The organism is Litoreibacter arenae DSM 19593 (assembly GCF_000442275.2).
Classification (GTDB): Bacteria; Pseudomonadota; Alphaproteobacteria; order Rhodobacterales; family Rhodobacteraceae; genus Litoreibacter; species Litoreibacter arenae.
Map to the genome: position 1 here is coordinate 215,688 of NZ_KE557306.1, position 26,301 is coordinate 241,988.

General features: G+C 59.4%; 31 protein-coding genes and 1 tRNA gene. 18 read left to right on the forward strand and 14 right to left on the reverse strand.

All coding sequences use genetic code 11. The features are described from left to right. Nucleotides 1-188: 188 nt before the first annotated feature. Nucleotides 189-1,046, forward strand: coding sequence for an alpha-1,2-fucosyltransferase (locus tag THALAR_RS01120; RefSeq protein ID WP_040817456.1), 858 nt, complete (start codon nucleotides 189-191; stop codon nucleotides 1,044-1,046). A gap of 4 nt (nucleotides 1,047-1,050) precedes the next feature. Here the strand turns inward: THALAR_RS01120 and efp are convergent, their stop codons facing one another. After that, the gene (gene efp, locus THALAR_RS01125; RefSeq protein WP_021099616.1) at nucleotides 1,051-1,614 is read right to left on the reverse strand and encodes an elongation factor P; all 564 of its coding nucleotides are present in this window, start codon (nucleotides 1,612-1,614) and stop codon (nucleotides 1,051-1,053) included. A 216-nt stretch (nucleotides 1,615-1,830) separates the two neighbouring features. Between efp and THALAR_RS01130 the strand changes: the two genes are divergently transcribed. After that, entirely contained in the window at nucleotides 1,831-2,145 is a 315-nt protein-coding gene (locus THALAR_RS01130; protein ID WP_021099617.1) for a DUF6280 family protein, read from the forward strand. Nucleotides 2,146-2,222: 77 nt separating this feature from the next. Here the strand turns inward: THALAR_RS01130 and THALAR_RS01135 are convergent. Together THALAR_RS01135 and THALAR_RS01140 are read right to left on the reverse strand one after the other, a co-directional pair. Continuing rightward, nucleotides 2,223-2,308, reverse strand: a tRNA-Leu gene (locus THALAR_RS01135). Between the two features lie 39 nt (nucleotides 2,309-2,347). Continuing rightward, the gene (locus THALAR_RS01140) at nucleotides 2,348-2,632 is read right to left on the reverse strand and encodes a tetratricopeptide repeat protein (protein ID WP_154666725.1); all 285 of its coding nucleotides are present in this window, start codon (nucleotides 2,630-2,632) and stop codon (nucleotides 2,348-2,350) included. Between the two features lie 113 nt (nucleotides 2,633-2,745). On the opposite strand from THALAR_RS01140, the gene THALAR_RS01145 reads away from it, so the two are divergent. Further along, entirely contained in the window at nucleotides 2,746-3,822 is a 1,077-nt protein-coding gene (locus THALAR_RS01145; RefSeq protein ID WP_021099619.1) for an AbrB family transcriptional regulator, read from the forward strand. Beyond that, nucleotides 3,819-4,247 carry a YqaA family protein gene (locus THALAR_RS01150; RefSeq protein WP_021099620.1) on the forward strand — a complete coding sequence of 143 codons (429 nt, stop codon included), beginning with the start codon at nucleotides 3,819-3,821 and terminating at the stop codon, nucleotides 4,245-4,247. The genes THALAR_RS01145 and THALAR_RS01150 overlap by 4 nt, the downstream gene beginning before the upstream one ends. Before the next feature lie 3 nt (nucleotides 4,248-4,250). On the opposite strand, the gene metG is transcribed toward THALAR_RS01150, so the two are convergent. Both metG and THALAR_RS01160 read right to left on the reverse strand, forming a co-directional pair. Continuing rightward, nucleotides 4,251-5,969: a methionine--tRNA ligase gene (gene metG / locus THALAR_RS01155; protein ID WP_021099621.1), complete on the reverse strand. Its 1,719-nt coding sequence runs from the start codon at nucleotides 5,967-5,969 to the stop codon at nucleotides 4,251-4,253. 92 nt (nucleotides 5,970-6,061) lie between these two features. After that, on the reverse strand, nucleotides 6,062-7,285 hold the full coding sequence (locus THALAR_RS01160) for an MFS transporter (protein WP_021099622.1): 1,224 nt from the start codon (nucleotides 7,283-7,285) through the stop codon (nucleotides 6,062-6,064). Between the two features lie 160 nt (nucleotides 7,286-7,445). On the opposite strand from THALAR_RS01160, the gene THALAR_RS01165 reads away from it, so the two are divergent. From THALAR_RS01165 to THALAR_RS01190, 6 genes are all read left to right on the forward strand, one after another. Continuing rightward, nucleotides 7,446-7,964 carry a hypothetical protein gene (locus THALAR_RS01165; RefSeq protein ID WP_021099623.1) on the forward strand — a complete coding sequence of 173 codons (519 nt, stop codon included), beginning with the start codon at nucleotides 7,446-7,448 and terminating at the stop codon, nucleotides 7,962-7,964. Between the two features lie 92 nt (nucleotides 7,965-8,056). Beyond that, nucleotides 8,057-9,097, forward strand: coding sequence for an aldo/keto reductase (locus THALAR_RS01170; protein WP_021099624.1), 1,041 nt, complete (start codon nucleotides 8,057-8,059; stop codon nucleotides 9,095-9,097). 135 nt (nucleotides 9,098-9,232) lie between these two features. Further along, the gene (locus tag THALAR_RS01175; RefSeq protein ID WP_021099625.1) at nucleotides 9,233-10,141 is read left to right on the forward strand and encodes a BKACE family enzyme; all 909 of its coding nucleotides are present in this window, start codon (nucleotides 9,233-9,235) and stop codon (nucleotides 10,139-10,141) included. Then, the gene (locus THALAR_RS01180) at nucleotides 10,138-10,659 is read left to right on the forward strand and encodes a lipocalin family protein (protein WP_021099626.1); all 522 of its coding nucleotides are present in this window, start codon (nucleotides 10,138-10,140) and stop codon (nucleotides 10,657-10,659) included. The genes THALAR_RS01175 and THALAR_RS01180 overlap by 4 nt, the downstream gene beginning before the upstream one ends. After that, entirely contained in the window at nucleotides 10,656-12,098 is a 1,443-nt protein-coding gene (locus tag THALAR_RS01185; protein ID WP_021099627.1) for a carnitine 3-dehydrogenase, read from the forward strand. The genes THALAR_RS01180 and THALAR_RS01185 overlap by 4 nt, the downstream gene beginning before the upstream one ends. Next, nucleotides 12,095-12,841, forward strand: a complete 747-nt coding sequence (locus tag THALAR_RS01190; RefSeq protein ID WP_021099628.1) for an SDR family oxidoreductase — start codon at nucleotides 12,095-12,097, stop codon at nucleotides 12,839-12,841. The genes THALAR_RS01185 and THALAR_RS01190 overlap by 4 nt, the downstream gene beginning before the upstream one ends. 75 nt (nucleotides 12,842-12,916) lie before the next feature. On the opposite strand, the gene THALAR_RS01195 is transcribed toward THALAR_RS01190, so the two are convergent. Then, entirely contained in the window at nucleotides 12,917-13,777 is an 861-nt protein-coding gene (locus THALAR_RS01195) for a helix-turn-helix domain-containing protein (protein WP_021099629.1), read from the reverse strand. Between the two features lie 100 nt (nucleotides 13,778-13,877). On the opposite strand from THALAR_RS01195, the gene THALAR_RS01200 reads away from it, so the two are divergent. The 4 genes from THALAR_RS01200 to THALAR_RS01215 all read left to right on the forward strand — a co-directional run bounded on the left by THALAR_RS01200 (nucleotide 13,878) and on the right by THALAR_RS01215 (nucleotide 17,106). Further along, nucleotides 13,878-14,789, forward strand: coding sequence for a fatty acid desaturase (locus THALAR_RS01200; RefSeq protein WP_021099630.1), 912 nt, complete (start codon nucleotides 13,878-13,880; stop codon nucleotides 14,787-14,789). Nucleotides 14,790-14,819: 30 nt separating this feature from the next. Further along, a complete protein-coding gene (locus THALAR_RS01205) occupies nucleotides 14,820-15,710 on the forward strand; it encodes a DMT family transporter (RefSeq protein ID WP_021099631.1) in 891 nt (296 codons plus the stop codon). 13 nt (nucleotides 15,711-15,723) lie between these two features. Beyond that, nucleotides 15,724-16,110, forward strand: coding sequence for a rhodanese-like domain-containing protein (locus THALAR_RS01210; protein ID WP_021099632.1), 387 nt, complete (start codon nucleotides 15,724-15,726; stop codon nucleotides 16,108-16,110). A gap of 96 nt (nucleotides 16,111-16,206) precedes the next feature. Further along, nucleotides 16,207-17,106 carry a helix-turn-helix domain-containing protein gene (locus THALAR_RS01215; protein WP_051153549.1) on the forward strand — a complete coding sequence of 300 codons (900 nt, stop codon included), beginning with the start codon at nucleotides 16,207-16,209 and terminating at the stop codon, nucleotides 17,104-17,106. 64 nt (nucleotides 17,107-17,170) lie between these two features. On the opposite strand, the gene THALAR_RS01220 is transcribed toward THALAR_RS01215, so the two are convergent. The 4 genes from THALAR_RS01220 to THALAR_RS01230 form a co-directional block, all read right to left on the reverse strand. Next, nucleotides 17,171-17,470 (reverse strand): hypothetical protein, encoded by a 300-nt coding sequence (locus THALAR_RS01220; protein ID WP_021099634.1) that lies wholly within the window; start codon nucleotides 17,468-17,470, stop codon nucleotides 17,171-17,173. 145 nt (nucleotides 17,471-17,615) lie between these two features. Further along, a complete protein-coding gene (locus THALAR_RS18520; protein WP_021099635.1) occupies nucleotides 17,616-17,753 on the reverse strand; it encodes a hypothetical protein in 138 nt (45 codons plus the stop codon). Nucleotides 17,754-17,992: 239 nt separating this feature from the next. Further along, nucleotides 17,993-19,099 carry a class II histone deacetylase gene (locus THALAR_RS01225; protein WP_021099636.1) on the reverse strand — a complete coding sequence of 369 codons (1,107 nt, stop codon included), beginning with the start codon at nucleotides 19,097-19,099 and terminating at the stop codon, nucleotides 17,993-17,995. Then, a complete protein-coding gene (locus THALAR_RS01230; protein ID WP_021099637.1) occupies nucleotides 19,096-19,332 on the reverse strand; it encodes a hypothetical protein in 237 nt (78 codons plus the stop codon). Before THALAR_RS01230 ends, THALAR_RS01225 begins: the two co-directional genes overlap by 4 nt. A gap of 132 nt (nucleotides 19,333-19,464) precedes the next feature. On the opposite strand from THALAR_RS01230, the gene THALAR_RS01235 reads away from it, so the two are divergent. Then, on the forward strand, nucleotides 19,465-20,172 hold the full coding sequence (locus THALAR_RS01235; RefSeq protein WP_021099639.1) for a M48 family metallopeptidase: 708 nt from the start codon (nucleotides 19,465-19,467) through the stop codon (nucleotides 20,170-20,172). A gap of 33 nt (nucleotides 20,173-20,205) precedes the next feature. Further along, nucleotides 20,206-20,562: a YigZ family protein gene (locus THALAR_RS01240; protein ID WP_021099640.1), complete on the forward strand. Its 357-nt coding sequence runs from the start codon at nucleotides 20,206-20,208 to the stop codon at nucleotides 20,560-20,562. Between the two features lie 148 nt (nucleotides 20,563-20,710). Here THALAR_RS01240 and THALAR_RS01245 read toward each other — a convergent pair whose 3' ends face one another. The 3 genes from THALAR_RS01245 to THALAR_RS01255 form a co-directional block, all read right to left on the reverse strand. After that, entirely contained in the window at nucleotides 20,711-21,001 is a 291-nt protein-coding gene (locus THALAR_RS01245) for a hypothetical protein (protein ID WP_021099641.1), read from the reverse strand. Nucleotides 21,002-21,138: 137 nt separating this feature from the next. Further along, nucleotides 21,139-21,378 carry a CDGSH iron-sulfur domain-containing protein gene (locus THALAR_RS01250; RefSeq protein ID WP_021099642.1) on the reverse strand — a complete coding sequence of 80 codons (240 nt, stop codon included), beginning with the start codon at nucleotides 21,376-21,378 and terminating at the stop codon, nucleotides 21,139-21,141. A gap of 60 nt (nucleotides 21,379-21,438) precedes the next feature. Continuing rightward, the gene (locus THALAR_RS01255) at nucleotides 21,439-22,233 is read right to left on the reverse strand and encodes a hypothetical protein (protein WP_154666726.1); all 795 of its coding nucleotides are present in this window, start codon (nucleotides 22,231-22,233) and stop codon (nucleotides 21,439-21,441) included. Nucleotides 22,234-22,320: 87 nt separating this feature from the next. Between THALAR_RS01255 and THALAR_RS17980 the strand changes: the two genes are divergently transcribed. Next, nucleotides 22,321-23,078 (forward strand): IS5 family transposase gene (locus THALAR_RS17980; protein ID WP_154666727.1). Its coding sequence is split into 2 segments (ribosomal slippage): nucleotides 22,321-22,642 and nucleotides 22,642-23,078, totalling 759 coding nucleotides; the frame shifts between segments, so codons are not numbered across the junction. A 73-nt stretch (nucleotides 23,079-23,151) separates the two neighbouring features. On the opposite strand, the gene rimO is transcribed toward THALAR_RS17980, so the two are convergent. Continuing rightward, on the reverse strand, nucleotides 23,152-24,534 hold the full coding sequence (rimO, locus tag THALAR_RS01275; RefSeq protein WP_021099646.1) for a 30S ribosomal protein S12 methylthiotransferase RimO: 1,383 nt from the start codon (nucleotides 24,532-24,534) through the stop codon (nucleotides 23,152-23,154). Nucleotides 24,535-24,820: 286 nt separating this feature from the next. Between rimO and THALAR_RS01280 the strand changes: the two genes are divergently transcribed. Continuing rightward, nucleotides 24,821-26,176 carry a KAP family P-loop NTPase fold protein gene (locus tag THALAR_RS01280; RefSeq protein ID WP_021099647.1) on the forward strand — a complete coding sequence of 452 codons (1,356 nt, stop codon included), beginning with the start codon at nucleotides 24,821-24,823 and terminating at the stop codon, nucleotides 26,174-26,176. Nucleotides 26,177-26,301: the final 125 nt, after the last annotated feature.

Consider the following 26,301-nt stretch of genomic DNA (forward strand, 5'->3'; position numbering starts at 1 on the left):
CGCTGTCGGGTAGCGTCCCGTCTTTTGGTGAAACTGCGTCTGAACGATCTCCAACCAAGCAAAATCGATCGAGCCCGGTCCGCTTGACGGAAATTTACAATTCAGGTCCGCTCAGATCTGAGCTATTGGGGCGCATAATTTGGAAAACGCGGTGGAGCAGTGCAAGCTTTGCGGCCATGGGGCAGGACATGATCTACAGCAGAATTTTCGGCGGTTTGGGCAACCAACTGTTCCAATATGCCACGGCCCGTGCCGTATCGCTTCGGCAAGGCGTCGAGTTGGTCTTGGATACACGCCTTGCGCCTCCGGGCTCGCATTGGGCGTTTGGACTCGATCACTTCAATATCTCCGCGCGTATCGCCGAGCCGTCCGAGTTGCCGCCTTCCAAGGACAATTTCTTCAAGTATGTGATGTGGCGGGCTTTCGGGCATGATCCGGCCTTCATGCGCGAAAGGGGGCTCGGTTATCAGAGCCGCATCGCACAGGCACCTGACGGCACCTATCTGCACGGCTACTTCCAATCCGAGCGCTACTTCGCAGATGTGCTTGACCATCTTGAAAACGAGCTGCGTATCGTCACGCCCCCGGATACACGAAACGCTGAATACGCGGACCGGATTGCCAGCGCAGGGCACACCGTATCGCTGCATGTGCGGCGGGGGGACTATGTGGAGACGTCAAAGTCCAACTCCACCCACGCGACATGTGATGAGGCGTATTATCTGCGCGCGTTAGCGCGGTTATCCGAGGGCAAAAGCGACCTCAAGGTCTTCGTCTTCTCGGACGATCCCGAATGGGTGCGCGACAACCTGAAGCTGCCATATGACACCACGCCAGTTGGTCATAACGGACCCGACAAGCCTCACGAGGACTTGCGGCTTATGTCATGTTGTTCGGATCACGTAATCGCCAATTCCACGTTTTCGTGGTGGGGCGGCTGGCTTGACCGCAGGCCCGAGGCGCGGGTGGTCGGGCCTGCGAAATGGTTCAACAACCCGAAATTGGTTAATCCAGATATCCTGCCCGAGCGCTGGATCGCCATCTAGGTGTTTAAGCCCGCTCCGAATATTCCATCGACTCGGTGTCGACGATGATGTCTTCGTCAACGCCCACAAACGGCGGCACCATGATGCGCACGCCGTTGTCCAGAACCGCAGGCTTGAAGCTCTTGGAGGCTGTCTGACCTTTGATCACAGGTTCGGTTTCCACCACCTTGCAGACAACCTTCTGAGGCAATGTGGCGTTCAACGCTTCGGATTCGTGGAACTCTACCACCGCGACCATACCGTCTTGCAGGAAGGGGCGGCGGTCGCCCAGTAGGTCAGCTGGTAGTTCGATCTGCTCATAGGTCTCGGTGTCCATGAAGGTCAGCATGCCATCTGTTTCATAAAGAAATTGTTGGTCTTTTTGTTCCAGACGAACGCGCTCAACCTTGTCGGCACTGCGGAAACGCTCGTTCAGTTTTGAGCCGTTGCGCAGGTTTTTCATCTCGACCTGAGCAAACGCGCCGCCCTTTCCGGGCTTCACGTGGTCCACTTTCACCGCGACCCAGAGGCCGCCGTTATGTTCCAGAACATTGCCACCGCGGATTTCGTTTCCGTTGATTTTAGGCATTGTGGCGATTCCTTGACAAAAGGTTGATACAAGTTGGAACAATCCTATATCTGGGGAGTTATGGGGAGGCAAGAAGACTAGATACGGTTAATGGTGATGTAGAGTTATGCGCCTGTCGCATGGGTGGTATTCCTAATACGCAATGACGAATCGGAAAATATCTGTCACAACCGTGCTTACGCCCGAAGATACAAGAGCAAAAACAAAGGAAACGAAATGGCTGCTGATTTCGTTGATGGCAACGCTTTCAACTTTGAACAAGGTCAACGCGCACGCAAACTGTTTGCCGCCGTGGTCTTGGCCGCACTCGATGACGCGATTGCGGATGACAAAAAATATGGCAATGGCCCCGAGCAGATCGCTCGCTGGGCGCGCTCCCGCGATGGCCGCGAAGTGCTGAGTTGTGCTGGCATCGACCCGAACGAACGTGTCGTATCGGGGTTGATGGCATTTGTCGGCAACGGCGTACGGACCTCTGTCGCCCTGTCTCGCGAAGAAAGCGAACGCCGCAGCCAGGCCGAAGCCGCATAAGGTCGGACCCAAGAGAAATTTTGAAGCGCGTCCCATCTGGGGCGCGTTTTTTTATGGCAGATCAAGCGTCAGGAAGATGGTACCCGCGGCCGGACTTGAACCGGCACGACCGTAAGGTCCAGGGATTTTAAGTCCCATGTGTCTACCATTCCACCACGCGGGCACGAGGGGTGGGCGGACCATAACGGTGTGCCGCTCGGGCTTAAAGATCAAAGGTCGGTCTCGGACGCGTTTTCTTGGGGGAGAGCAACGGCGTCACGCGGTTGCGTTCCGGCAACCACGGGTTCGACATCAACGCCAAGGCCCGCCCGACGATTGCGCGGATATGATCCGGCGTCAGGGCAACCGCACGGTCCAAACACTTCGGCGCGGCCTTATAGTCCTCACGGATAAAACTCACGAAGCTGCGTCGATTGTAACCCTCGGCGTAGTCGGGGCAATTTGCGAGCGCAGAAGACGAAGCTATCAGGGCAAGAACGAGCAACATGTGCATTGCCGAGCGGTGCACCTTTGACAGCGCAGGTCAAGCACATCTGCTGTATTCGCGGAAATGCAGTGGCCGCTCTCCACATCCGTACGCAGGGGTGATAGCGATTGCCCATGTTTACCCTGCCCACTTTACCTGCCCTCTGGCTTTCGCTGCTCTCGCTTGCCGTGGGCGGTGTCGGGGCGGCCTTGGGATATGTCGTGAACCTGCCGCTTTATATGCTGACTGGTCCTGCGGTTCTGGTGTCGGTGCTGTCGCTATGTGGCTTGCGCCTTGGCATCGCGCCATTCCTTCGCGACATCGCATTTCTGTTTATCGGTATCGGCATCGGGGCCGGCGTGAATGCGGAGGCTGCGGCGGCAATGCTGCGTTGGCCGTTGGCCTTCGTCGCGCTGGCTATGATGCTGGTCGTGGCCATGGTTTTATGCCGCGCCTTGCTGATCAGAGTATTCGGTTTCGACCGACGCAGCGCGGTACTGGCATCCGCCCCCGGTCATCTGAGCTTTGTTATTGCGTTGGGTGAGACCTACGGCGTGAACCTGACCCGCGTGACCGTCGCCCAATCTGTGCGCGTGTTGCTGCTGACTTTAACGGTCCCCGCGATAGCGGCCCTCATGGGGTTGGACATGTCGCAAGGGCTGGCACCGCAGGGCTCTGTATTGGGCCTCGGGCATATCGCGGTTCTGGTCGTGCTGGCGATCCTTGCGGGGTGGCTGCTGGAGAAGCTCCGCGTGCCGGCGCCGTTGCTGATTGGTGCGATGCTGGTGTCAGGAGCGGGCCACTTGTCAGACCTCGCCCCCGGTGTTTTGGAGCCCAAGGTGACCATGGCCTGCCTCGTGGCCATGGGGACGCTTATCGGCTCTCGTTTCAGCGGCACCAGCCCTGCCATGATGTTTCGCTATGCAGGCGGTGGGGTGGCGATCACCGCATTGACCACGGTACTCGCCATCAGTTTCGCCGTGCCGGTGTCCATGCTTTTGGAGATGCCGCTGCCCCATGTCCTTGTCGCCTTCGCGCCGGGTGGGCTGGAGACGATGATCGTCATGGGCGCGGTGTTGGGGGCCAATCCCGGTTTCGTTGCCGCCTGCCATGTGGGCCGGTTGCTGGTTTTGAGCGTGCTGATACCGATCATGGCCGCGCGGGCGGGCGAGCCAGTTTTGACCGCGAGCGACATGCGGGATGACGTGTGATTGCTTATCTGGGTTTGTTCGCCTCGGCTTTGATTGCGGCGACAATCCTGCCGATGCAGTCCGAGGCGGTTCTGGTTGGCCTTCTGGCCACTGGCAACTACTCGGTGGCGCTGCTCCTGCTGGTCGCAACCGTCGGCAATGTGTTAGGTGCCGTCATCAACTGGGGGTTGGGGCGCTTCCTGCTCCGGTTTCGCGACCGTCGCTGGTTTCCTGCCTCCGACAGACAACTTGCCCGCGCCGAGGGCTGGTACAGCCACTATGGACGCTGGTCGCTGCTCGGAAGCTGGTTGCCTGTCATCGGCGATCCGCTGACGGTTGTCGCCGGGGTTTTGCGTGAACCGCTCGGCCCGTTCCTATTGCTGGTGACCGTGGCGAAGCTTGGGCGCTACCTTGTGCTGGCTATGGCAACGCTCGCGTGGATTTAGTGCTTAGCTGCGCACGCCTGAGAATTTTTCTGCCCATTCTTCGCGTTGATCGTCGCTGATCTTGGCAAACAAAACCTCCGGCACGGTGAACTCATGCCCCACAGGCAAAACACCAAGGGCCGCTTCGACGTCATCCGGCCAGCTCATATCCAGCGTGTTCATGCCCGACAACATTTGCGCGGACGCGGTCGGGATAAACGGCGCGGATAGCACGGCGTAGACGCGGATCAGGTTCAGCGCCAACCGGATTTGCGCGGCGGCCTGTTCGGGGTTTTCCTTAAATGTGGTCCAAGGGGCCACATCCTGAAGATACTCGTTCCCCGCCACCCAGATGGACCGCAACTCCGCCGCCGACTTGCGCACGTCCATTGCCGCCATGTGGTTTTCATAGGCGCGGATTTTCGTCGTGAGGTCCACGATCAACGCTTGTTCCCGTTCGCCATATGCGCCGCCTTCCGGCACCGCAGGCCCGAACTTGGAGTTGCAGAACTTGGTGACGCGGGACACGAAATTGCCCAGCACATCGGCCAGATCCTTATTGACCGAGCTTTGAAAATTCTCCCACGTGAATTCGCTGTCCGATGTTTCGGGCGCGTGGCTGAGCAACCACCAGCGCCAGTAATCGGCAGGCAGGATATCAAGCGCCTGATCCATAAACACGCCGCGCCCTTGGCTGGTCGAGAACTGCCCGCCGTCATAGTTGAGGTAGTTGAACGATTTGATGTAGTCGACCAGCTTCCACGGCTCGCCAGAGCCCATGATCGTGGCGGGGAAGCTCAACGTGTGGAAGGGCACATTGTCTTTGCCCATGAATTGCACATAGCGCACGTCGTCCGCGCCTTTGTCGGTGCGCCACCAGCGTTCCCAAGCGCTGTCGTCCAGCCCGCGTGCGTCGGCCCATTCTTTGGTGGCCGCGATGTATTCAATAGGGGCGTCGAACCAGACATAGAATACCTTGCCCTCCATCCCGGGCCAGTCATTCTCGCCGTCCTTGACCGGCACGCCCCAATCCAGATCGCGGGTGATCCCGCGGTCTCTCAGCCCGTCGCCGTCATGCAGCCACTTCTTGGCAATCGAGGTGGTCAACACAGGCCAGTCGGTCTTGGAGTTGATCCAGTCGTCCAGCTGATCCTTCAGTTTGGACTGACGCAGATACAGATGCTTGGTTTCGCGCACCTCCAGATCGGTGGAGCCGGAGATCGCCGAGCGCGGCTCGATCAGATCGGTCGGGTCCAGCTGCTTGGTGCAGTTCTCGCACTGGTCGCCACGGGCTTTGTCATAGCCGCAATTGGGGCAGGTGCCTTCGATATAGCGGTCGGGCAGAAAGCGACCGTCGGCGTTGGAATAGACCTGCTTTTCCGAAACTTCCTCGATATAGCCTTCCGCCTTCAAGCGCCCTGCGAAATGCTGGGTCAGCTTATGGTTTTGCGGGCTGGACGATCGGCCAAAGTGATCGAACGACAGCCCGAACCGCTTGGCGATGTCCGCCTGAATCTCATACATTTCGGCGCAAAACTCCGCCACCGGTTTACCCGCTTTCGCGGCGGCCAGTTCGGCGGGGGTGCCGTGCTCGTCGGTGGCGCAGATGAACATCACCTCGGCCCCGCGCGCACGTTGGTAGCGGGCGTAGAGGTCCGCAGGCAGCTGCGAGCCGACGAGGTTTCCAAGATGCTTGATCCCGTTGATATACGGAATGGCAGAGGTGATGAGGATACGGGTCATTAGATCGTCCTTGGCAGGTGCTGCGTTGGTTTAGCCTAAGGCTGCGCGTCCTGCCAGTGACGGATTTTGAATATTTTTGCCAAGATGAAGACCTATTTGCGCTCCCTTTTCCGTCGAAGCAGCCGCCCGATCAGGAACGAGGTGCGAGGCGCGTAGACATAGGATGTGCGTTTTCTCGGGGTGGCACGGGCGCGCATCCGCGTGAGGCCGAAAATAACCAGAACCGCATGACCGATGGCCATCAGCATGAATAAAGCGGTGGGGCCGAAGCCCTCCATCAGCTTCGATGCGCCGAGCGGCGAGGCAATGGCACCGACTGCGTACCAGAACATCAGTGCGGCAGACAGCTCCACGCGCTCCTCGGACGATGCGAAGTCATGCGCATGGGCGGCGGCGACAGAATATATGGGGAAGGTGGTGAAGCCGAACACCGCGGCACCTGTCATCACCATGGTGGTGCCGCCAGAGGCCGATAGAACGGTGAACATGCTTGAGACGATCGCGGCGACCGAGAGCCAGATCAGCACCCAGCGGCGGTCATATTTGTCCGCCAGCCAGCCGGACGGGAACTGCGCCAACGCGCCCCCCGCGACGAAAGCGGCCAGAAACAGGCCGATTTGATCTGGGCGTAACCCGACCTCTTGGCCATAGACTGGACCGATCATCCGGAAGGCCGCGCTGTTCAGGCCCGCCACGATCACGCCCGCCGCCGCGAGGGGCGAGCGTGTCACGGCAAGCATCGGCCGCAAGCGCGGCGCGGAGGGGGTCTCGGGCGGGCGGGCCGTGGTCAGGGTCAGCGGCAGGATCGCTGCGCAACACAGCAAAGCCAGCAGGTTGTAGGAGACGTAGGACGCAGGCTCCAGCACGCCGATCAGCAGTTGCGCGACCAATGACGCGCCCATGTCCACGCCGCGATAGGTGCCCATGGCGCGGCCCCGCGTCTCGTTGGTGACCTTGGCTTGCAGCCATGCCTCAATCACCGTGTAGCAACCGGCAACGCACAGGCCTGTTGCAACCCGCATCAGCGCCCAGGCGTAAGGGTTGACGATCAGCATATGCGCCAGCAAGCCGATGGCTCCGGTGGCGGTGAATGCCGCGAAGGCGCGGGAATGGCCGACCGACCCCATCGCGCGCGGTGCCCACCAGCAGCCGATGAAAAATCCCATAAAATGCGCCGAGCCCAGCAAGCCGACTTCTGCCGTGCTGAAATCGAGCGCCAATCCGGACAATGCGTCCAGCGGGCCGACGCCGCCGGAGGACAACTGCAATAGAACGACCGAAAGGAACAGGGCCGCGAAGGAAATCATGAGACGCATAAATCGACCCTTTAGGTTGTTTCACGCTCGCCTCAACCGTAATGGGCTGCAAGCCGTTTTGCGTCAGTCCGCGTCGCATGCGGAGCAAATTCGCTGGATTCGGGGGACGGGATCGGAAATACTCGCAGCATTGATTAACAAAATTTCCAAGAGGTCGATTATGATTACCGCACGGCAATATGGCGCGATGATGCGCCAACAGGGCGTTCTTTGGCCCGCCCCCGCAATCGGCACCGCAGATATAAAGCAACCCGAAGTCTCCATCTATCAGATCGGCGGGCGCAGCGTGTCCAATACATTCGTGCTGGTGCGCAAGAAATGGGCCACGGTGTACGTGAATCCCGCCTATACCGGTTACCGCGCCGCATTTGACGACGTGATGCCGCGCACTTCGGACGGGCAGGATGTGGACCACCTGCTGCCGCGCTCGAAAGGCGTGGGGGCAGATTTTCTTGCGCTTGGCCGGATAGGCGGCACGTCGAACCGTGGCTGGAACGATGACGAGTCCCATCAGGCCATGGCCCAGAAGGTGCGCAACATGCCGACGGCGTCGCCGCATTCCTTCACCTCTTTCCTGACCGACATGGAGCGCGGCTGGGCCGTGGTGACCTGCTACATCCGCCCGTTCCGCGAGTTGAACCAGACGATTCTGTCGAAGGTCGATACCAAGAATATCTGATGGGATCGCGGTTCGGAGGGATTGGTTTTGAGGTTGCCCTCGCTGGCTCCACCGTTAGTCTCGCGAGAGTTTAAATGCGAGAGACCCAGACAATGAAAACAGTTCGCCTTGGCCGCACCGAATTGATGGTATCGCAGCTTTGCCTTGGCTCCATGACATGGGGTACCCAGACTTCTGAGGCCGACGCGCACGCCCAGATCGATGCCAGCCTTGAGGCCGGTATCAACTTCATCGACACCGCCGAAGCCTATCCGGTCAACCCGATGACCAAGGAGGGCGCAGGCCGCACCGAGCAAATCATCGGCAATTGGATCGCGAAGACCGGACGCCGCGACGATGTGGTGCTGGCCACCAAGGTGGCAGGCAAGGGCAACTACATCCGCGATGGCGAGGAGATTTCCGCCAAGACCATCCGCGAAGCTGTCGAGGGCTCGCTTCAGCGGCTGCAAACGGACGTGATCGACCTGTACCAGCTGCACTGGCCCAATCGTGGCAGCTACATGTTTCGCCAGAACTGGACCTATGATCCGTCCTCGCAGGATCGCGCGGCGACCGTTGCGCATATGGAGGAGGTGCTGGCGGCCCTGAAGGCGTTGGTGCAGGAAGGCAAAATTCGCCATTTCGGCCTGAGCAATGAAAGCGCTTGGGGCACCATGATGTGGCTGCAAATCGCGGAGCAGATGGGCGGGCCGCGGGTGGAGAGCATCCAGAACGAATACTCGCTGCTTTGCCGTCTCTACGATACCGATCTGGCCGAGCTGGGTCATAACGAGGATATCTCGCTGCTGGCCTTTTCGCCGTTGGCCGTGGGGTTCCTGACCGGCAAATATCAGGGTGGAAAAATCCCCGAAGGATCGCGCATGTCAATCAACGACAAGATGGGTGGGCGCAATTCCGATCGCGTTCTGGAGGCGGCGCAGGCCTATCTGGATATCGCCGCCAAGCATGGGCTCGACCCGGTGCATATGTCACTGGCATGGTGCTGCCAACGGCCGTTTCCGGTGATCCCGATCTTCGGCGCGACGACGATGACGCAGCTTGAGCACATTATCGCAGGCAAGGATCTGGTGTTGGGGCAAGAGGTGCTGGACGATATCACCGCCGCGCACAAATCGTATCCGATGCCGTATTAGGTGAAAGGTCGGAGCCTCCGGCGGGAATATTTCTGCCAAGATGAAACTATGACGTATTCAGGCTATATCCGCGCGTAAACAGGATTGCCAAAGCCTGCCAAGATGCAGTCCGCTGCACGAAAAAGGGAGAATATCATGCCGCTGGAAATGAACCGTGAGGTGTTTATCACCTGCGCCGTAACGGGCTCCGGCTCGACGCAGGACAAAAGCCCGCATGTGCCGCGCTCGCCCAAGCAGATCGCAGACAGCGCGATTGCGGCAGCCAAGGCGGGCGCGGCGGTGGTCCACTGCCACGTGCGAGACCCGGAGACGGGTGCGCCCTCGCGTGATTTGAAGCTCTACCGCGAGGTCACCGACCGCATCCGCGCCGCCGATGTGGATGTTGTGCTGAACCTGACCGCGGGCATGGGTGGCGACATCGTTTTCGGCGCTCCAAACCCGCTGCCCACCCAACCCGGCACCGACATGATCAGCGCTGAAGAACGTGTGGCGCATGTCGCAGAATGCCTGCCGGAAATTTGCACGCTCGATTGCGGCACCATGAACTTTGCCGAGGCCGACTACGTCATGACCAACACCCCCGGCATGTTGACCGCAATGGGTCGGATGATGACAGACCTAGGCGTGAAGCCGGAGATAGAGGCGTTTGACACCGGACACCTTTGGTATGCCAAGCAGTTGGTCAAAGACGGCGTGCTGGAGTCTCCGGCCCTAGTGCAGCTGTGTATGGGCGTGCCATGGGGCGCGCCGGACGATCTGAACACCTTCATGGCGATGGTTAACAACGTGCCCGACGACTGGACGTTCTCGGCCTTCGGGCTGGGTCGGAACCAGATGCCGCTGGCTGCCGCGAGCATCCTTGCAGGCGGAAACGTGCGGGTTGGCCTGGAGGACAACCTGATGCTGGATCGCGGTGTGCTGGCCACCAACGAGGCGCTGGTCACCCGCGCGGTAGAAATCACCGAGCGCTTGGGCGCAAAGGTGATCGGGCCGGACGCGGTGCGCGAAAAGCTGGGGCTGACGAAGCGGGCACCACGCGGGTGAAGACTTGGCTGGGTGCATTGGTGCTGATGGGGCTGGCCGCTTGCGAGCCAAAGCCCGCGTTTGTTGCAGACGGGTTTCGCGATACCAATGTAGTAATCACATCGTCCACCCGGTTTGATTTCATGCGTTTTGCGGGGGACTGGATGGTGATCGAAAGCTTCGAGCAAACCCCGCGTGAAGTCACGGTAAGCCGTTTGACCTTCAAGCCGGAGGCAGGCGGATACCGCTACATTTCAAAAGCCGCCATTTCGCCTCTTGCAGCAGATGCGGAGGGGGGCGATTGGCCTTTTTTAACTGTAGGTCAGTTCGGCAGACTGTCACCCGAAGTGGGTGACCCCGTCTGGGTGATTTGGGTGGATGAAGATCACCGCACCGCGGCACTGGGAACGCCCTCGGGTCGCTTCGGTATGATTGTGAACCGCACGAAAAGCCTCCGCCCGGACCGCTTGAAGGCGGCCCGCGAAATTCTGGCCTTCAACGGCTACGACATCACCAAACTCAGAAAGGTGTCCCCATGACCCAAGTAGCAGCAATTCTTGGCGGCGGCGTGATCGGCGGCGGATGGGCCGCGCGGTTTCTGCTCATGGGGTGGGACGTGCGGGTGTTCGACCCCGACCCCGAGGCTGAACGCAAGATTAACGAAGTTCTCGCCAACGCGCGGCGCTCGTTGCCGGGCCTGTCAGACACCGCTATGCCCGAAGAGGGCCGCCTGAGTTTCCACGCTGATCTGGACGAGGCCGTCGGCCCCGCCGATTGGATACAGGAAAGCGTGCCGGAGCGGCTGGAGATCAAGCACAAGGTCTTCGCCCAAGTGCAGGCCGCGTGCCGCAAAGACGCGATCATCGGCTCGTCGACCTCCGGCTTCAAGCCGTCCGAGTTGCAGGAAAGCGCACTCCGCCCTGCGCAGATCGTGGTAACGCACCCGTTCAACCCCGTCTACCTGCTGCCGCTGATCGAACTGGTGCCGAGCCCTGTGAACGATTCCGCCACGGTGCAAAAGGCCAAGGATATCCTGACCTCCATCGGGTGCTTCCCGCTGCATGTCCGCAAGGAAATCGACGCCCATATCGCCGACCGTTTCCTTGAAGCCGTCTGGCGCGAGGCTTTGTGGCTTATAAAGGACGGCATCGCCACCACCGAAGAAATCGACGAGGCGATCCGCATGGGGTTTGGCCTGCGTTGGGCGCAGATGGGGCTGTTCGAGACTTACCGCATTGCGGGCGGCGAGGCTGGGATGAAGCACTTTATCGAGCAGTTCGGCCCCTGCCTCTCGTGGCCATGGACCAAGTTGATGGACGTGCCGGAGCTGACCGACGAGCTGGTCGACCAGATCGCCAGCCAGTCTGACGCGCAATCGGGCATGCACTCGATCCGCGAGTTGGAGCGCATCCGCGACACCAACCTCGTGGCCATGATGCGCGCGCTCAAGGCGCAGGATTGGGGGGCAGGCGCGGTGTTGAACCGTGCGCAGCCCGCCAAGCCGGAACTGGAGGACAGCGCGCTGCCCATCGTCACTGTGCAACGCGCGGTGCCTTTGGACTGGACCGACTATAACGGTCACATGAACGAGGCGCGGTATTTGCAGGCATTCGGCGACGCCACCGACCGCTTCATGGAGATGGTCGGCTGTGACGCGGATTACATCGCGTCGGGCGGCAGCTACTTCACCGCCGAGACCCATATACGCCACCTTGACGAGGTCCATGCAGGCGCAAGCATCCGCGTCGAGACGCAAGTGCTCTTGGGTCAGGGCAAGAAGATGCACCTGTTCCACCGCATGTACGAAGGTGGCCGGCTATTGGCGACGGGAGAGCATATGCTGATCCACGTCTCGCTGGAGACCCGCCGCGCGTCGGAGCCATCGGACGCTATCGCTGCGAAGCTGGGCGAGATCGCGGCGGCTCATGCGTCATTGCCCGCACCAGAAGGTGCGGGCGCTGCCATAGGTAAGCGGTGAGGGTTCTGATCACGGCAGGCGGCTCGGGCATCGGGTTCGCCATGGGGCAGGCTTTTGCCGAAGCGGGGGCGCAGGTCTGGGTCACGGATCTGGACGTCAGATCGGTGCCTGATGGTTGGCGCTCCAGCACTGTGGAAGTTAGCAGCGAGAGCGCCATGGCGGCACTGTTCCAAGAGGTAGAAACCACATGGGGCGGGCTCGACGTGCTCTGCGCCAACGCAGGTATCGCGGGGCCGACGGCGGCAGTTGAAGACGTGGCGCTAGAGGACTGGAAAGCTTGCGTTTCGGTGAACCTCGAAGGCGCGTTTCTGGCGGCAAAATATGCGGCGCCGCTGATGAAGCGGCAGGGCTCCGGCGCGATTGTGCTGACCTCGTCCACCGCAGGCATTTATGGCTACCCCAACCGCGCACCCTATGCGGCGGCGAAGTGGGGGGTCATCGGGTTGATGAAAACCTTGGCTATGGAGCTTGGCCCGCACGGTATCCGCGCCAACGCGATCTGTCCGGGCGCGGTCGAAGGTTCACGGATGGAGGGCGTGTTGGCACGTGAAGCGGCAGCCAAAGGGATGACCCGCGATCAGGTCTATGAGGGATACGCCAAGGGCACCTCGATGCGATCCTTTGTCGAGGCGCGGGACGTGGCGAACATGGCGGTGTTCCTCGGCTCAGACGCTGCGCGGCTGGTGTCAGGGCAGGTCATTGCGGTGGATGGTCATACCGAGAATCCAGATCCGAAGCTTTGACGTCATTTGCGCCGTAGCGTGCAGGTTGATTCATGTCTTTAAATCTGAATTTTATCAGTGTCTTGAAGCTTTTTCCTAATCCATCACTTCAATCAGTTTTTGAAGCAAGTCTGGCATCTCCCGCGAAGATAACTCGGCCTCTCTGACCAGCCCGTCAAAGTGCAACGTAATGGCCTGCACCCGTTCACGGTCGCGGAATGCAAGGTAGTTGCGGCCCAGATAGATCACCGCCAGCTTGGGCCCGAAGATCGTTATCGGCGCGGAATAAAGCTTGCGGGCGTCAAAAGCATGCAGCCGGAGCGTGGGGTAAAGCTGGTCATGCAACTCCAGAAAACGGGTCAGTTGAGCGCGGCGGATATCAGGCGGCAAGCCCTCGTAATATCCGTGCCCCTTGGCTACGGCGTGCAACTCGTGCAGCGGCACGGCGATCTCGTAGTCGGAGCCCGCGCCGCGCATCCATGCCAGCCGGTCCTCAGATGCGCCGATGGCCTGTGCCGTAGTGCGGCCCAGATGCGGCGTATATTCCCATTCCAGCAACTCGCGGGTTTTTAGCATGTCAGGCAGACCCGCTGGAACATGGCGGATCTTGTAGCCTGCGGCTTCGCGGTGCCAATTGAAAATCTGCTCGTCGACCAGTGCGCGCGGGGCTTCGGTGAAAGTCAGAGCGGAGGCCATGAGGTCGGCGGCCAGTTCCGGCCGGTCCGTCAGGCCCAGCAGCCAGTCTGCCGAGACGCCCAGCACGCGGGCGCATTCGCCGACGACCTGCGCATTGGGCAGGCGGGCGGTTTCCTGTTTGAGCAGTTGCGACACTGTCGAGCGGTCCACGCCGATGGCGCGGGCAAGGGCGCTTTGGGTGACGTCGCCAGCGTCCATTGCAGTGGCCAGTCGAGTGCGGAACAGCTCTGCGCGGTCTCGTTTGTCAAGAATTTCCATCATTTGGTGACTTCTATCACCAATGCTGGAAAATGTGAACTATCCACAGGCTGCCCTGACGTCTGCAAGCGGGTTAATCTTTCCGCAGGGGAAGGGTGCATATATGAAATCAAACACATGGTGGGTCGAGTGGCCTACGCTGGTTTTACTGGTCGCAACCTACGCGGTATGGGGCGGGGCGGTGTTTTGGCTTGCAAGCTGGTCTGTACTGCTAGCCGTTATCGTTGCGGCATTGGCTATCGCGCAGCAGTCGTCTTTGCAGCACGAGGTCTTGCACGGCCATCCGCTGCGCTGGCAGTGGCTGAACGAGGCGATGGTGCGGCCCTCGCTGAACCTAGCCGTTCCTTATGGCCGGTTCCGCGACACACATCTGGCGCATCACCGCGACGTGAACTTGACGGACCCCTATGATGACCCCGAAAGCAACTTTCTGGCAGGGCGTGACTGGGCCGCGCTGCCAAGCTGGGCAAAGCTGGTCTACCGCATGAACAATACGTTGGCAGGGCGAATGTTGCTTGGCCCGGCGATAGGGCAATGGGCGTTTATGCGCGGCGATATAAAGGCTCCTAGCCGTCGGATCGTGATGAGCTGGCTGGCGCATGGGATCACAACGGTGCCGGTGATCTGGCTGGTGATCCAATCGCCCATGCCACTATGGGCATATCTGGTCGCGGCCTATACTGGACTGTCACTGTTGAAAATCCGCACCTTTTTGGAGCACCGTGCGCATGAACAAAGCCGCGCGCGCTCGGTAATCGTCGAGGATCGTGGCCCATTGGCTTTTCTGTTTCTGAACAACAACCTGCACGTCGTTCATCACATGCACCCGCAGGTGCCGTGGTATGACCTCCCGATGCTCTATCGTAGCGGGAAGGACAGGTTTCTGGCCTGCAATGACAGCTATATTTATCCCTCCTACGGAGCGATCTTTGCGCGACATCTGGTGCGGGCGAAAGACCCCGTGGAACACCCCCTGTTGCACCGCATGCTGGACGACCGTATGCCGCCCGCGTAGACACGCCTTGCGTCGCAACTGGAGAGACCTATGGCCCTGTGGATATACGTCTCGATCTTCGCGGCCTTCATGCAGAACCTGCGGTTCATGCTGCAAAAGCATCTCAAGGCGACGAAGCTGTCGACCGGCGGGGCGACGTTCTCGCGGTTTCTGTTTTCCAGCCCGTTGGTGGCGCTTGGCATTTGGGCTTATATGAGCGTCACGCAAGCGCCGGTCCCGGCACTGAGCGGAGCGTTCTGGGTCTATGCCATGTCTGGGGGTGTCGCGCAGATACTGGCGACGGCCTGCGTCGTCGCCCTGTTCGCGGAGCGCAACTTCGCCGTGGGGATCGTGTTCAAGAAAACCGAAGTGGTGCTGACCGCCCTGATCGGGCTGGTGGTGCTGGGCGAGGGCGTGTCGACACTTGGCGTGGTGGCGATTGCCATCGGGTTTGCCGGCGTTGTGTTGCTGTCCGACCCGCCCAAAGGTGGCGCGCGGTTCTTCAACAAGGCGGCAGGGTTCGGGCTGGGCTCGGGACTGCTGTTCGGGGTGTCGGCGGTGGGCTACCGCGGCGCGGCGTTACAGATCGACAGCCCGGACGTGATTGTGCGGGCAGGCGTCAGTCTGGCCGTGGCGACTGCTTTCCAGACGCTTATCATGGCCGCATGGCTGGCTTGGCGCGACAAGGGCGAGATCGGCCGCGTGATCGCCTCGTGGCGGGTGTCGTCACTGGTGGGGGTGACATCCATGTGCGGCTCGTTCGGGTGGTTCGTGGCGTTTGCGTTGCAGAACGCAGCCTATGTGAAAGCCGTGGGCCAGGTGGAATTGGTGTTCACCTTTCTGGCGTCCTACTTCATCTTCAAGGAACGCAGCACACCGAAAGAGCTGGCCGGGATCGCGTTGATCGTTGTCAGCATCCTGGTGCTGGTCGCGGCATTGTAAGGGAGGCACGGCAATGACTTTGAAGGTTACGGCGGCACAGCTGGTGGGACGTGCACGGGCGCGGATCGAAGAGGTCGAGACCGTCGACGCGATTGCGATGGTGGAGGACCCGAACGTGGTGATCGTGGACCTGCGCGACGTGCGGGAACGGCAGCGCAGCGGCTATATTCCGGGCAGTTTCCACTGCCCGCGCGGCATGGCCGAATTCTGGGTGGACCCCGACAGCCCCTATTTCAAAGAGGTCTTCGGGCAGGACAAGAAGTTCGTGTTCCACTGCGCGTCCGGCTGGCGGTCGGCGCTGACAGTGGCGGCTTTGAACGACATGGGGTTTGAGGCTGCTCATCTGCGTGAAGGGTTCTCGACTTGGGAGGCTTACGGCGGGCCGGTAGAACGGGGTTGATTTGCAACCTTCCGCTTGTGCCGCTTTCCCTGACTTGACGCTGCGGCGTTCCGCCCATATCTGAACCGAGCAGTTCATTTTGACGGAGGCGCAGCGATGGGCAAGTCCGATACTCCCCTTTGGCCTAAGCCGACCGCCATGCCCGAGACGCCGCCGGTGCTGTCTCGCACTACTTCGGACGGTGTTCTGCGCTTTGAGTGCCGCGAAGAAGCGCCGGCCTCCGTCGCGCCACAAAAAAGCGCTCATTTCAGTTTCATCATTTCCGCACAGGATGACCCAATCCGGCTCATCGCCGACCGCGATGGGCACACCGAGCGGTTTACACTGAGTCCCGACGACATCGCGGTGGCTGTGGCGGGGGGCTTGACCGGCTGGCAGTGGCTGGACCCAGCCAAGGTCATGATTGTGCATGTCAATCCGGCAATGATGAAACGGTTCGTGCAAACAGAGTTGAAGATCGTGCCTGACGCTCCCAACCATTTTGCCAAGACGTTTCTTTTTCAAGACGACGACGTGAAGGCGCTCATCGCGCAAATGGGGCAGACCCTAACGGCGGCGGAAGTAGGGGCGGAGGTAATGTTCGAGGCGCTGGCGCGGATGTTTTTGGTGCTGATGTTCAAACGATATGGCCGCCTGCAGCGCACGGAAGTCGCGTTCGATCATAGCTTCGGGGCGGATCAATACGGTCGTGTGGTCGACTATATCGAAGCGCATCTGGACAAGAAAATCAGCCCCGCGCAGCTGGCAGAAGAGCTGGGCATGAGCGAGGCCGCCTTTTCGCGCAAGTTCAAGGCGCGGGTGGGCGAAACACCGATGCGCTTTGTGGCGCAGGTTCGGCTGGAAGCCGCAAGCAGGTTGCTGGGGCAGGGTGTTTTGTCACTGGCGCAGATCGCCGCCCGTTGCGGGTTTGCCGATCAGGCGCATATGTCGCGCAGCTTCAAGCAGCAGCTGGGGGTTTCTCCCAGCCAGTTTCGCAAGGCTCGTCTCGACACATGAAAAAGCCCCGGCGGGCTGATGCCTGCCGGGGCTGCGACTAACCGACCAACTGGGGAACAAGGGGTCAGTCGTGTGCTTTGATGAACATGTGAGCAAGCTCGGCGGTAGAGTAGGCGTCAGCCGAGACACCCAGATCACGCGCCAGTTGTTGGTGACCTTGCGAATTGCGGCTGACCTGCGCGTTCTCGATCACGACGATGCGGCTGTCGGTGTCATCGCCGGACAGTTTTTCGATGGCGGTGGCCTGGGCTGCGGCGGAAGCGCCGTTGCCTGCATGGATCAAGCCGAATTCCTCGGCAGGAGAGCCTGCCAGTACGGGTGCGGCGGCAAGGGCGAGAGCGGTTGTGAGTGTGAGAAGTTTCATGGGTTGGTTCCTTTCTCTAAATGCGCGGCGGGAGGGGCCGCTGGTGATGATTTGAAGATAAGGAATGTCTGCCGTCCTGCCTTGAACGAGGGCCGCAAGGATTTGAACGAGAGCGGCAAGTAGTTGAAGTTGCGCCAAAATTCGATCACGGATGCGTGAGAAGGTGCCAGTCTTCGTGCCGAGTATGCCCATAGTGGCAAGAGTGACGGGTGGCGACCCAGCCTGTTATCCGGCTCAGGCCGAATTCAGCCTTGCTCAGGAACACCCCGTCCGCTGTCAACATGGTTTCAACCGGATGGAGTTGCGTCCGCAAACCACCCAGCTACCTGCGAGGTAGCCCGGTTGCGGTCGGGCTGATGCTTCGAGCTCCAGCCAGCTTTTCACGATCAAGACGCCATCGGAGGTTTGCTGGCAAAGCGTGATCCTGTTTAACTGTAACTTTTTGAGGCTCGGAGGCCTGATAATCCTTCGACCGTTACAAAGATTCGTCTGGCTAACAATAAGCGACGATGGGCTCTCCCATCAGAGCAAGAACGCCTCCAGGTCAGTGAGAAACTCGCTGTGCATGCGGGCCAGACGCTCGGAGGGTTGGCGGAGTTGAAAGGTTTCGCCAAGCGGGTCTTCGGCCCTGATCGCGCTGCCGGAGAGTTGTTGCAGGACGTTGTGACCGCAGAAGGGGACGTAGACCTCGGAATAGCCGCCCTCATGGACCAGCACCAGCCGGTCGTCGCACAGGTCCGACGCGGCCTCCATGACCAGTTCCGTCATGGCGCGGAAGGTCTCGGCGGTGGCCATCATGCGCGACAACGGGTCAATGGCTGCCGCGTCGTAGCCGCAGGCCACGATGATGACGTCAGGGCGGTAGTCAGTGAGCGCTGGGAGGACGAGGCGTTCCATTGCCTCCATATACAGTGCGTGACCGCCGCCGGGTGGCAGCGGGATGTTCATGTTGAACCCTTCGCCCGCGCCCACGCCGCGATCTTCGGCATCGCCGGTGTCCATGGGGTAGTTGCGTTCCTGATGCAGGGAGATGGTCAGCACGTCGTCGCGGTCAAAGAAAATCGCCTCGGTGCCGTTGCCGTGATGCACGTCCCAGTCGATCACTGCGACACGGTCGGTCAGGCGATGCTCCAGCGCGGCCTCGACTGCGATGGCGATGTTGGCGAGCAGGCAAAAGCCGTTGGGATAATCCGGCAGGCAGTGATGGCCCGGCGGGCGCGACAGGGCGTAGGCGTTGGTCATGTCGCCTTGCAGCACGGAAAACAGCGCCCCCTTCGCGAGTCCGGCAGAGAGCGTCGCAATCTCGAAACCACCTTGGGCAAAGGGTGTGCGCAGGCCCATTGTGCCGCCGCCTGCATCGGACATCTCCTTGAATTTGCGCAAGAACGTCTCTGGATGGACGCGTAGCAGGTCATCCCAAGTTACATGCGGGGCGGAGCTGTTGTGCAGTTCGTTGGTGAGGCCGGTAACATCGAGCAGGTTCTTCAGGCGCCGCTTGGTTTCTGGGTTTTCCGGCAAGCCGCCCGCTGCCAAAGGCTGAACCAGACCGCCGATGGGAACGGTGAAGGCAAAGTCGCCGCCCGCATGCCAAAAACACTGCTCGTCCCAGAAAAAGCCTGTTTTACTCATGGCTTCCCCTCCAGCCGGTAGCTGCCCTCTGGCAGGTCAAGCGCGGCCGCCAGGTCGCGGATCTGCTGTAGGGAAAAGGTGATCTTCTGCACGTGGTCTGTACGCGGGTCGAGTTGTTCGACGGTGACGCAATCCTCAAACGCGTTGATTGACACGTCGCCTTGCAGATGTGTGCCGCCCTCGTCGATCAGGGTGATCAGGGTGGCGTCGAATTCGTGCTCGATGGTGAACATGGGGTCTCCGTCAGCGTGTCGTCTGGTGACCACCGTAGGGCCGGTCAGCGCAAAATTGCAAATGCTCATCTGTGGGCTTGGCGGGGCGGGGCGGGACGGCTACATTCCGACAAAATGAAATGAGGATTATCGATGCGAATTCTGCTTCCCTTCCTTGCCGCCGCAGCCCTTGGGGCTTGCACGGTCGAGACGGCCAACACGCCTGCCTCCCAACCTGCGCCTTCTGCGGTAAAGAAATCCGAGCCACCCAAAGTGTCGTCGCGCACGGCGGTGGCGAATTTCCAGGCTGTGGTCCGTCAGGTCGAGCCTGTGGCAGAGCGCGAGTGCCGCGCCCGTGCGCCTGATTTGAACTGTGATTTCAAGATCGTAGTGGACGAGCGCACCAACCAGCCGCCCAATGCGTTCCAGACGCTGGACCGCTCGGGGCGGCCCATTCTGGGCTTCACCATCGCGTTGATCGCGGATGCCCGCAACCGCGACGAGATCGCGTTTGTGATGGGGCACGAGGCGGCGCATCACATTGAAAAACACCTTTCCAAGCAGCAGCAAACCGCCATGGGCGGGGCCATTCTGGGCGGAATTATCGCCGCGTCGGTGGGTCTTGACGTGAATGCAGGCCAGCAGCTGGGCGGCACTGTCGGGGCTCGGGCTTACTCTAAAAACAACGAGTTAGAGGCTGATGCGCTGGGGACGGTAATTGCCAAGCGGGCGGGGTATGATCCGGTGCGGGGGGCTGCGTTCTTTACGCGTATTCCTGATCCGGGCGACCGGTTCCTTGGGACGCATCCGCCCAACGCCAGCCGCATCGACACGGTGCGTCGGGTGAATTCCCAGCTTTAACACGGTTTCGTTTGGTGCTTCGGGGGCGCGGGTATGATCCAGCTTGAGGGCATCCTGAGCGACCGAGGCTCCAAATACGCGGTGTCCGGCGGGGCGGTGGCCACGCGCGAGGACGCGGCGGCATTTGTTAAGGCTTTGTGTCGCAACAAGAAATACGCCAAGGCCACGCATAATACGTGGGCCGTGATCCTGCCTGACGGCACGCCGGTCAAAAACGATGACGGCGAGGCCGGGGCGGGGATGGTGATCTTGCGGATGCTCGAGCGTGAGGAAATCGTGGGCGAGGTCGTCGTGGTCACGCGCTGGTTTGGCGGGGTCAAACTGGGCGGGGACCGGTTCCGGCGGGTGCAGGATTGCGTGCGGATGTATCTGGACGCGCGAAAGGGTTAATGCGCCGTTCGGAGGGTCGGCAAAGCGTCTGCGAAGTGTCGGCTTTTTGTCGGGCAGGGTTTCGGATTGTTCGGGGGCATTAAGGTTTGCGGGTGTGGCGGGGTGAACCCCGCCCTACCGTCTATGCGCGCCAGTCGGCGACGGTGTTTTATGCGCGCCAGTCGGCGACGACGTCATAGCTGTGGGCCGTGGGCTGCTCCACCAAAAACTCCGAGAACGCGCCCCAGAGGGCTTTGATCTTCTCGGCGGTCTCGGGCGCGACTTCCTCGTTCTCCGTGGTGGAGATCACATAGCCGGTGCCGTCTTCGTCGTTGGAGACATTTAGAAAGCTTTGCTGGCCTTCCAGCGCCATGATCTTGTCCTTGAGGGCATTCATGACCTTGGTCGCGGCGGCCTGCGAGCCGGGCTTCATTTTGTACGGGGTAATACGTGCATACATATTGTCTTCCTTTGTCATGCGAATGAACAATAGAGACGTCTGCCCCGCGAGCATGAAGGCGCGAGGGCTGGGGGAGTATAGCACGGAATTGGGGTTCGGTGTGTGAGTTCGGCGGTGGCGGCGGGGTGAACCCCGCCCTACAGCTTGTTGTGGGTGCCGTCGCAGGTGACGGGAGCGGCGGAATGTTTGCAGCCGCAGAAGAAGATTTTCTTGGATTCCGTGGCCTCGAATTTCACCGGAGTGAACTCGGAGCCTTTGTGCGAGCCGTCACAAAACGGTTGCTTGGCGGACTGGCCACAGGCGCACCAGAAATAGGATTTGCCAGCCTCGACCTCGACGGGGAAGGGGGCTTTTTGGGCGATGGTTGGGGGCGGCATGTGGGGTGCTCCTTTGTGGTGAGGTGGGATGGTGGGTGAATCACCCACCCTACGGGGTTGCTATGCATCTAAGTTTTCAATCTTTTCCCATTTCGCGATCAGCATTCCTCCATAGGACAAGAAGCCACCTTCCTGGGCAGGACCGGCCTCTTCCGGAGACCAGACTACTCCGAAATCACCTCCGAGTGTTTCAACCACAGCCCAATGGTAATCCGGTCCGGAAAAGGCTGAATTTGCCGTTCCACAGGTTTTGACCGAACCTACCCCGAAACCAAGGGGCGAAGTTTGCCCTTGCTCATCCGGAAACATGCCCGATGGCATGAATGACGTGGAGCCAAGGGTCAGTTGGTCGTCATCGCTGTTCTCTTGGGTGGCTGTACTCGCCCAATATTCATCCTCCGTGTTGAAATATGCGACCTCATAAGCAAATACAGCAATCCGCGCTTGCATAGTTTTGCCAGTGAAACCGGTTAAGGGGGCTGATGTCTGTTTGGTGCGCCCAAACCAGCCTTTTTTCTCGTCGACGGAGCGAGACCCGAGATTGACCATCAAGGCCTGCATGCGCGTGACGACTTCCTCGTCCTCCATTACGGAAAGATGCACATCGCATTCAAAGAATGCATACGGGTCGTGACCATCCAAAACGACGTCCAGTGTTATTGTAAAGAGACTGCCCTTACAAAACATGGGATTAGCGGTGAGAACGGAGCCGCGACCATCATCTCCAAACCAGACTTCCTCGCAATTGGGGCCTGTGAAGACATTATACCATTTTGCAACTCCCATAACCTGGCTATGAGTCAGATTGGGATTGTTTTCTGGATCAATACCTTTTTCGATGTCGGAATATAGCAACCCGATCCGGTCAAAATTGCTTAGGGTCAGGACCCATTGATTTCCGCTTGGCTGCGTGATTCACGGTTCGAAAAACGAGCGGTGAACATGTCTGATCTATTCTGGCTAACAGATGCGCAGATGGCGCGTCTTGAGCCCTTCTTCCCCAAGTCGCACGGCAAACCCCGCGTCGATGATCGGCGTGTGTTGAGTGGGATTATCTTTATCAATCGCAATGGCTTGCGGTGGCGCGACGCGCCCGCGGATTACGGGCCGCACAAGACGCTGTACAACCGTTGGAAGCGGTGGAGCGACAAGGGTATCTTCGCCCGGATGATGGCAGGCCTGGCCGCAGACCACGGCGAAAAGAAGACTGTGATGATCGACGCCACGTACCTGAAGGCACACCGCACAGCGACCAGTCTGGGCGTCAAAAAGGGGGGCGTGGACGCCTGATTGGCCGGACCAAGGGTGGCATGAACACCAAGCTGCACGCCATCTGCGACAGCCAAGGACGCCCGTTGAACCTGTTCGTCACCGCCGGTCAGGTCAGCGATTACATCGGTGCCCGTGCATTGATGAGCAGTTTGCCCAAGGTGGACTGGCTACTTGGAGATCGTGGCTATGACGCCGATTGGTTCCGAGAAGCGTTAAAAGACAAAGGGATACGCGCCTGCATCCCTGGCCGGAAACAGCGGAAGAAGCCGGTGAAGTACGACAAGCGTCGCTACAAACGGCGCAACCGGATTGAGATCATGTTCGGCAGATTGAAGGATTGGCGGCGTGTGGCAACCCGTTACGATAGATGCCCAAAGGTCTTCCTGTCAGCAATCGCCCTCGCCGCACTCGTCATTTACTGGTTATGAGTCCTGACCCTAGTTTTGGCAATGTTCTTTCTCCAATTTGTTTTGCGTCTGTGTTTGGGAGGTCAATCTTCTTCTATTTCGCGATCTCTCCCCACAAGTCATACTCCCCAGCCTCGTCCACCAGCACGTCTACCATATCGCCAGCCTTCAGCCCCTCGAACCCTTCGTCGATGAACAAATTCCCGTCGATCTCTGGCGCGTCCGCCGTTGTGCGGCAGGTGGCTCCGTCGTCTTCCACCTCGTCCACGATCACCTGTAGCGTCGTGCCGACTTTGGCGGCCAGCTTGGCCTCGGATATTGCTTGCGCCTTCTCCATGAAGCGGTCCCAGCGGTCTTGTTTGACTTCGGGTGCCACATGGTCGGACAGGGCGTTGGAGCGGGCGCCGTCGACGTTTTCGTATTGGAAGCAGCCGACGCGGTCCAACTGGGCCTCGTCCAGCCAGTCGAGGAGGTGCTGGAACTCGGCCTCCGTCTCGCCGGGGTAGCCGACGATGAAGGTGCTGCGCAGCGTGATGTCGGGGCACTCAGATCGCCATGCGCGGATCTCGTCCAGCGTGCGGGACGCGGCGGCGGGGCGGGCCATGCGTTTGAGCGTCTCGGGATGGGCGTGCTGGAACGGGATGTCGAGATAGGGGAGGATCGCGTTCGCGGGATCGGCCATCAGCGGGATCAGCTCGCGCACATGGGGGTAGGGGTAGACGTAGTGCAGCCGGACCCACAGGTCCTTTTGCGCGCCTAGCTGGCCGAGTTCGCGGGCCAGATCGAGGATGGGCACCTTGGAGGGGCGGTCGGCCCAGTCGGTGCCATAGGCGGAGGTGTCCTGGCTGATGACGAGGAGTTCCCTGACGCCGGCGAGCGCGAGCTTTTCGGCCTCGCGGATCACCGCCTTTTGCGGGCGGCTCGCAAGCCTGCCACGCATGTCGGGGATGATGCAGAACTTGCACTTGTGGTTACAGCCCTCGGAGATTTTGAGGTAGCTGTAGTGGCGCGGCGTGAGGCTGACGCCGGTGGCGGGCAGCAGGTCGATGAAGGGATCGGGGGCGGGCGGCACGGCGTTGTGGACGGCGTCGAGGACTTGCTCGTACTGGTGCGGGCCGGTGACGGCGAGGATGGCGGGGTGGTGCTCGCGGATGTAGTCGGGCTCGGCGCCGAGGCAGCCGGTGACGATGACCTTGCCGTTTTCCTTGAGGGCCTCGCCGATGGCGTCGAGGGATTCCGCCTTGGCGCTGTCGAGGAAGCCGCAGGTGTTGACGATCACCGCCTCCGCGCCCGCGTAGTCGGGGGAGATGGCGTAGCCTTCGGCGCGGAGCCTTGTGAGGATGCGCTCGCTATCCACCAGCGCCTTGGGGCAGCCCAGCGAGACCATGCCGATTTTCGGCTGGTTATCGCGGGAGGGCTCGCGCAGCTGGAGTTTCGGCGCAAGGTCGGGGCGGAGGTTTGGGGGGTTCTGGGCCATGACGGGGCGTATACGACGGACTGGGGGTGGGGGGAAGTGGGGGAGGCGGTTTAGGTTGCGTCCTTTTCGGCTTCTTCAGAGGGTTCACTTCTTTCTAGCGAACGTTCACTTGTTTTTAGGCAGGGGCAGCGAAGGTCCGTTTCGAGCCTGACTTGGTGCATGCAGTGATTTGCATTAACGGCAGCTATGCGCAAGAATCCGTCGTTACGAAGGGTCGGACTGGGGTCGACGATGCTCCTCTTCTCTGGCACTATTTGATTCAAATTTTTTTTGAAGAAGGTTGCGAATGAAATTATTTCCGCAAGATAGTGATGTAGTCTTATATGAAACTGGGTTCGAAGACGATATTCTTGAGCGAACGTCCATTTCAAAACAGCTGTCCGAGCTTGTTGAGCGAATTGAAGACCCAGTTGTCTTAGCGCTCGACGACAAGTGGGGATCTGGAAAGACATTTTTCCTTAAAAGGTGGGTTGCAGCCCACACTGAAGAAAACAAAGGTACGGCTACAACCATCTATTTTGATGCATTTGAAAACGATTATCTTACCGATCCTCTCGTTTCCATCATCAGTGCGGTGAGTGCACGCCTTCCAGACAAACAAGAATCAACAGTCAGGGAATGGAAAACGGTTGCTGCAAAACTGGCAAAGCCAGCATTTGGGATTGCTCTTTCGGTTGCGACCTTTGGTGCGAAGCAGCATTTGAATGAATTCGGAGATGTAATCGCGGATGTAGCGAGTGGCGAAGCGAAAGATGCGGTTCAAGACCTTTGGGATGTTGAAAAAGATAGAAAAGAAGCAGTGCACGATTTTAGAAACCTACTGTCGGAATTAACGCAAAAATCGGCGACACCAATTGTCATTGTGGTCGACGAACTAGACCGCTGTCGACCAGACTATGCCCTGACAGTGCTGGAAGTAATTAAGCATTTTTTCTCGGTTCCAAGAGTTCACTTCATACTCGGCGTCAACGGAAAAGCATTAGAGAACAGCGTCAAAGCAAGGTACGGTGCCGACATTGACGCAGAAAGCTACCTCCGAAAATTTATAAACGTCTCGTTCTCGCTTCCTCGTGCGATCGGTGGGCGCAATGAAGCTAATGTAATCACCAAGTATGCGGCCAAGCTAATTTCTGACATGGACCTTCCTGAGCGTGTTTCAGAACGTTGCGTAAGCCTGCTCAAATGCGTTGCTAAAGGTCGTGATGTCTCACTTAGAGATGTCGGGAAGGTCCTGTCCAAAGTTGCATTGTTGCCCGATGTGGTTCACGAGAAAAATTATATGGATGGATATGTCGACATACTCTGCGCACTTCTTGTCACTTCGGTCGTAGCTCCTCGGCTTCACACGAAACTTGTCTCTGGAGACGCTCAGACATTAGAGCTTCGAGAATACCTCGTCGCGCCGAAGGAAAAAACTTCGGAAACAATCGGCGATGATTACAATTCTGACTATGATCATGAGGTTACGATTTGGCTCACGGCACTAATTTTTTGTTGTGGGGCTGAAGAGATAAAAGATGTTGAAAACTTACCTTCTTGGTCCGAAAAACTTGGAGAGCGGTTTAATCGTTTTGGAGTGCGGGATAGAAAATCCATAGCAGCCGGAATCCAGAAGGACTGGGTTGAATTATTTAGAATTTAGATTTTGTAAGTGGTGTAGCCTTGCCCGCATGGTCTGCCCCTTTTGTGGTGCTACCATTTTTCGCTGGTACGTGAACTTGCATGTCTAATTCGGGTTGAAAGCCGTCGTCGAACACACAGAGGTTG

Coding starts and splice junctions, on each gene's coding strand:
- THALAR_RS01130 (WP_021099617.1), top strand. CDS start 1,831: ATGGCTGCTGATTTCGTTGATGGCAACGCTTTCAACTTTGAACAAGGT.
- THALAR_RS01175 (WP_021099625.1), top strand. CDS start 9,233: ATGCCGCTGGAAATGAACCGTGAGGTGTTTATCACCTGCGCCGTAACG.
- THALAR_RS01140 (WP_154666725.1), bottom strand. CDS start 2,632: ATGTTGCTCGTTCTTGCCCTGATAGCTTCGTCTTCTGCGCTCGCAAAT.
- THALAR_RS01245 (WP_021099641.1), bottom strand. CDS start 21,001: ATGTATGCACGTATTACCCCGTACAAAATGAAGCCCGGCTCGCAGGCC.
- THALAR_RS01220 (WP_021099634.1), bottom strand. CDS start 17,470: ATGAAACTTCTCACACTCACAACCGCTCTCGCCCTTGCCGCCGCACCC.
- THALAR_RS01280 (WP_021099647.1), top strand. CDS start 24,821: ATGAAATTATTTCCGCAAGATAGTGATGTAGTCTTATATGAAACTGGG.
- THALAR_RS01225 (WP_021099636.1), bottom strand. CDS start 19,099: ATGAGTAAAACAGGCTTTTTCTGGGACGAGCAGTGTTTTTGGCATGCG.
- THALAR_RS01215 (WP_051153549.1), top strand. CDS start 16,207: ATGGGCAAGTCCGATACTCCCCTTTGGCCTAAGCCGACCGCCATGCCC.
- THALAR_RS01165 (WP_021099623.1), top strand. CDS start 7,446: ATGATTACCGCACGGCAATATGGCGCGATGATGCGCCAACAGGGCGTT.
- THALAR_RS01185 (WP_021099627.1), top strand. CDS start 10,656: ATGACCCAAGTAGCAGCAATTCTTGGCGGCGGCGTGATCGGCGGCGGA.
- efp (WP_021099616.1), bottom strand. CDS start 1,614: ATGCCTAAAATCAACGGAAACGAAATCCGCGGTGGCAATGTTCTGGAA.
- THALAR_RS01230 (WP_021099637.1), bottom strand. CDS start 19,332: ATGTTCACCATCGAGCACGAATTCGACGCCACCCTGATCACCCTGATC.
- THALAR_RS01250 (WP_021099642.1), bottom strand. CDS start 21,378: ATGCCGCCCCCAACCATCGCCCAAAAAGCCCCCTTCCCCGTCGAGGTC.
- THALAR_RS01210 (WP_021099632.1), top strand. CDS start 15,724: ATGACTTTGAAGGTTACGGCGGCACAGCTGGTGGGACGTGCACGGGCG.
- THALAR_RS01205 (WP_021099631.1), top strand. CDS start 14,820: ATGGCCCTGTGGATATACGTCTCGATCTTCGCGGCCTTCATGCAGAAC.
- metG (WP_021099621.1), bottom strand. CDS start 5,969: ATGACCCGTATCCTCATCACCTCTGCCATTCCGTATATCAACGGGATC.
- THALAR_RS01200 (WP_021099630.1), top strand. CDS start 13,878: ATGAAATCAAACACATGGTGGGTCGAGTGGCCTACGCTGGTTTTACTG.
- THALAR_RS01145 (WP_021099619.1), top strand. CDS start 2,746: ATGTTTACCCTGCCCACTTTACCTGCCCTCTGGCTTTCGCTGCTCTCG.
- THALAR_RS01120 (WP_040817456.1), top strand. CDS start 189: ATGATCTACAGCAGAATTTTCGGCGGTTTGGGCAACCAACTGTTCCAA.
- THALAR_RS18520 (WP_021099635.1), bottom strand. CDS start 17,753: ATGTTGACAGCGGACGGGGTGTTCCTGAGCAAGGCTGAATTCGGCCTG.
- THALAR_RS01195 (WP_021099629.1), bottom strand. CDS start 13,777: ATGATGGAAATTCTTGACAAACGAGACCGCGCAGAGCTGTTCCGCACT.
- THALAR_RS01240 (WP_021099640.1), top strand. CDS start 20,206: ATGATCCAGCTTGAGGGCATCCTGAGCGACCGAGGCTCCAAATACGCG.
- THALAR_RS01160 (WP_021099622.1), bottom strand. CDS start 7,285: ATGCGTCTCATGATTTCCTTCGCGGCCCTGTTCCTTTCGGTCGTTCTA.
- THALAR_RS01170 (WP_021099624.1), top strand. CDS start 8,057: ATGAAAACAGTTCGCCTTGGCCGCACCGAATTGATGGTATCGCAGCTT.
- THALAR_RS01235 (WP_021099639.1), top strand. CDS start 19,465: ATGCGAATTCTGCTTCCCTTCCTTGCCGCCGCAGCCCTTGGGGCTTGC.
- rimO (WP_021099646.1), bottom strand. CDS start 24,534: ATGGCCCAGAACCCCCCAAACCTCCGCCCCGACCTTGCGCCGAAACTC.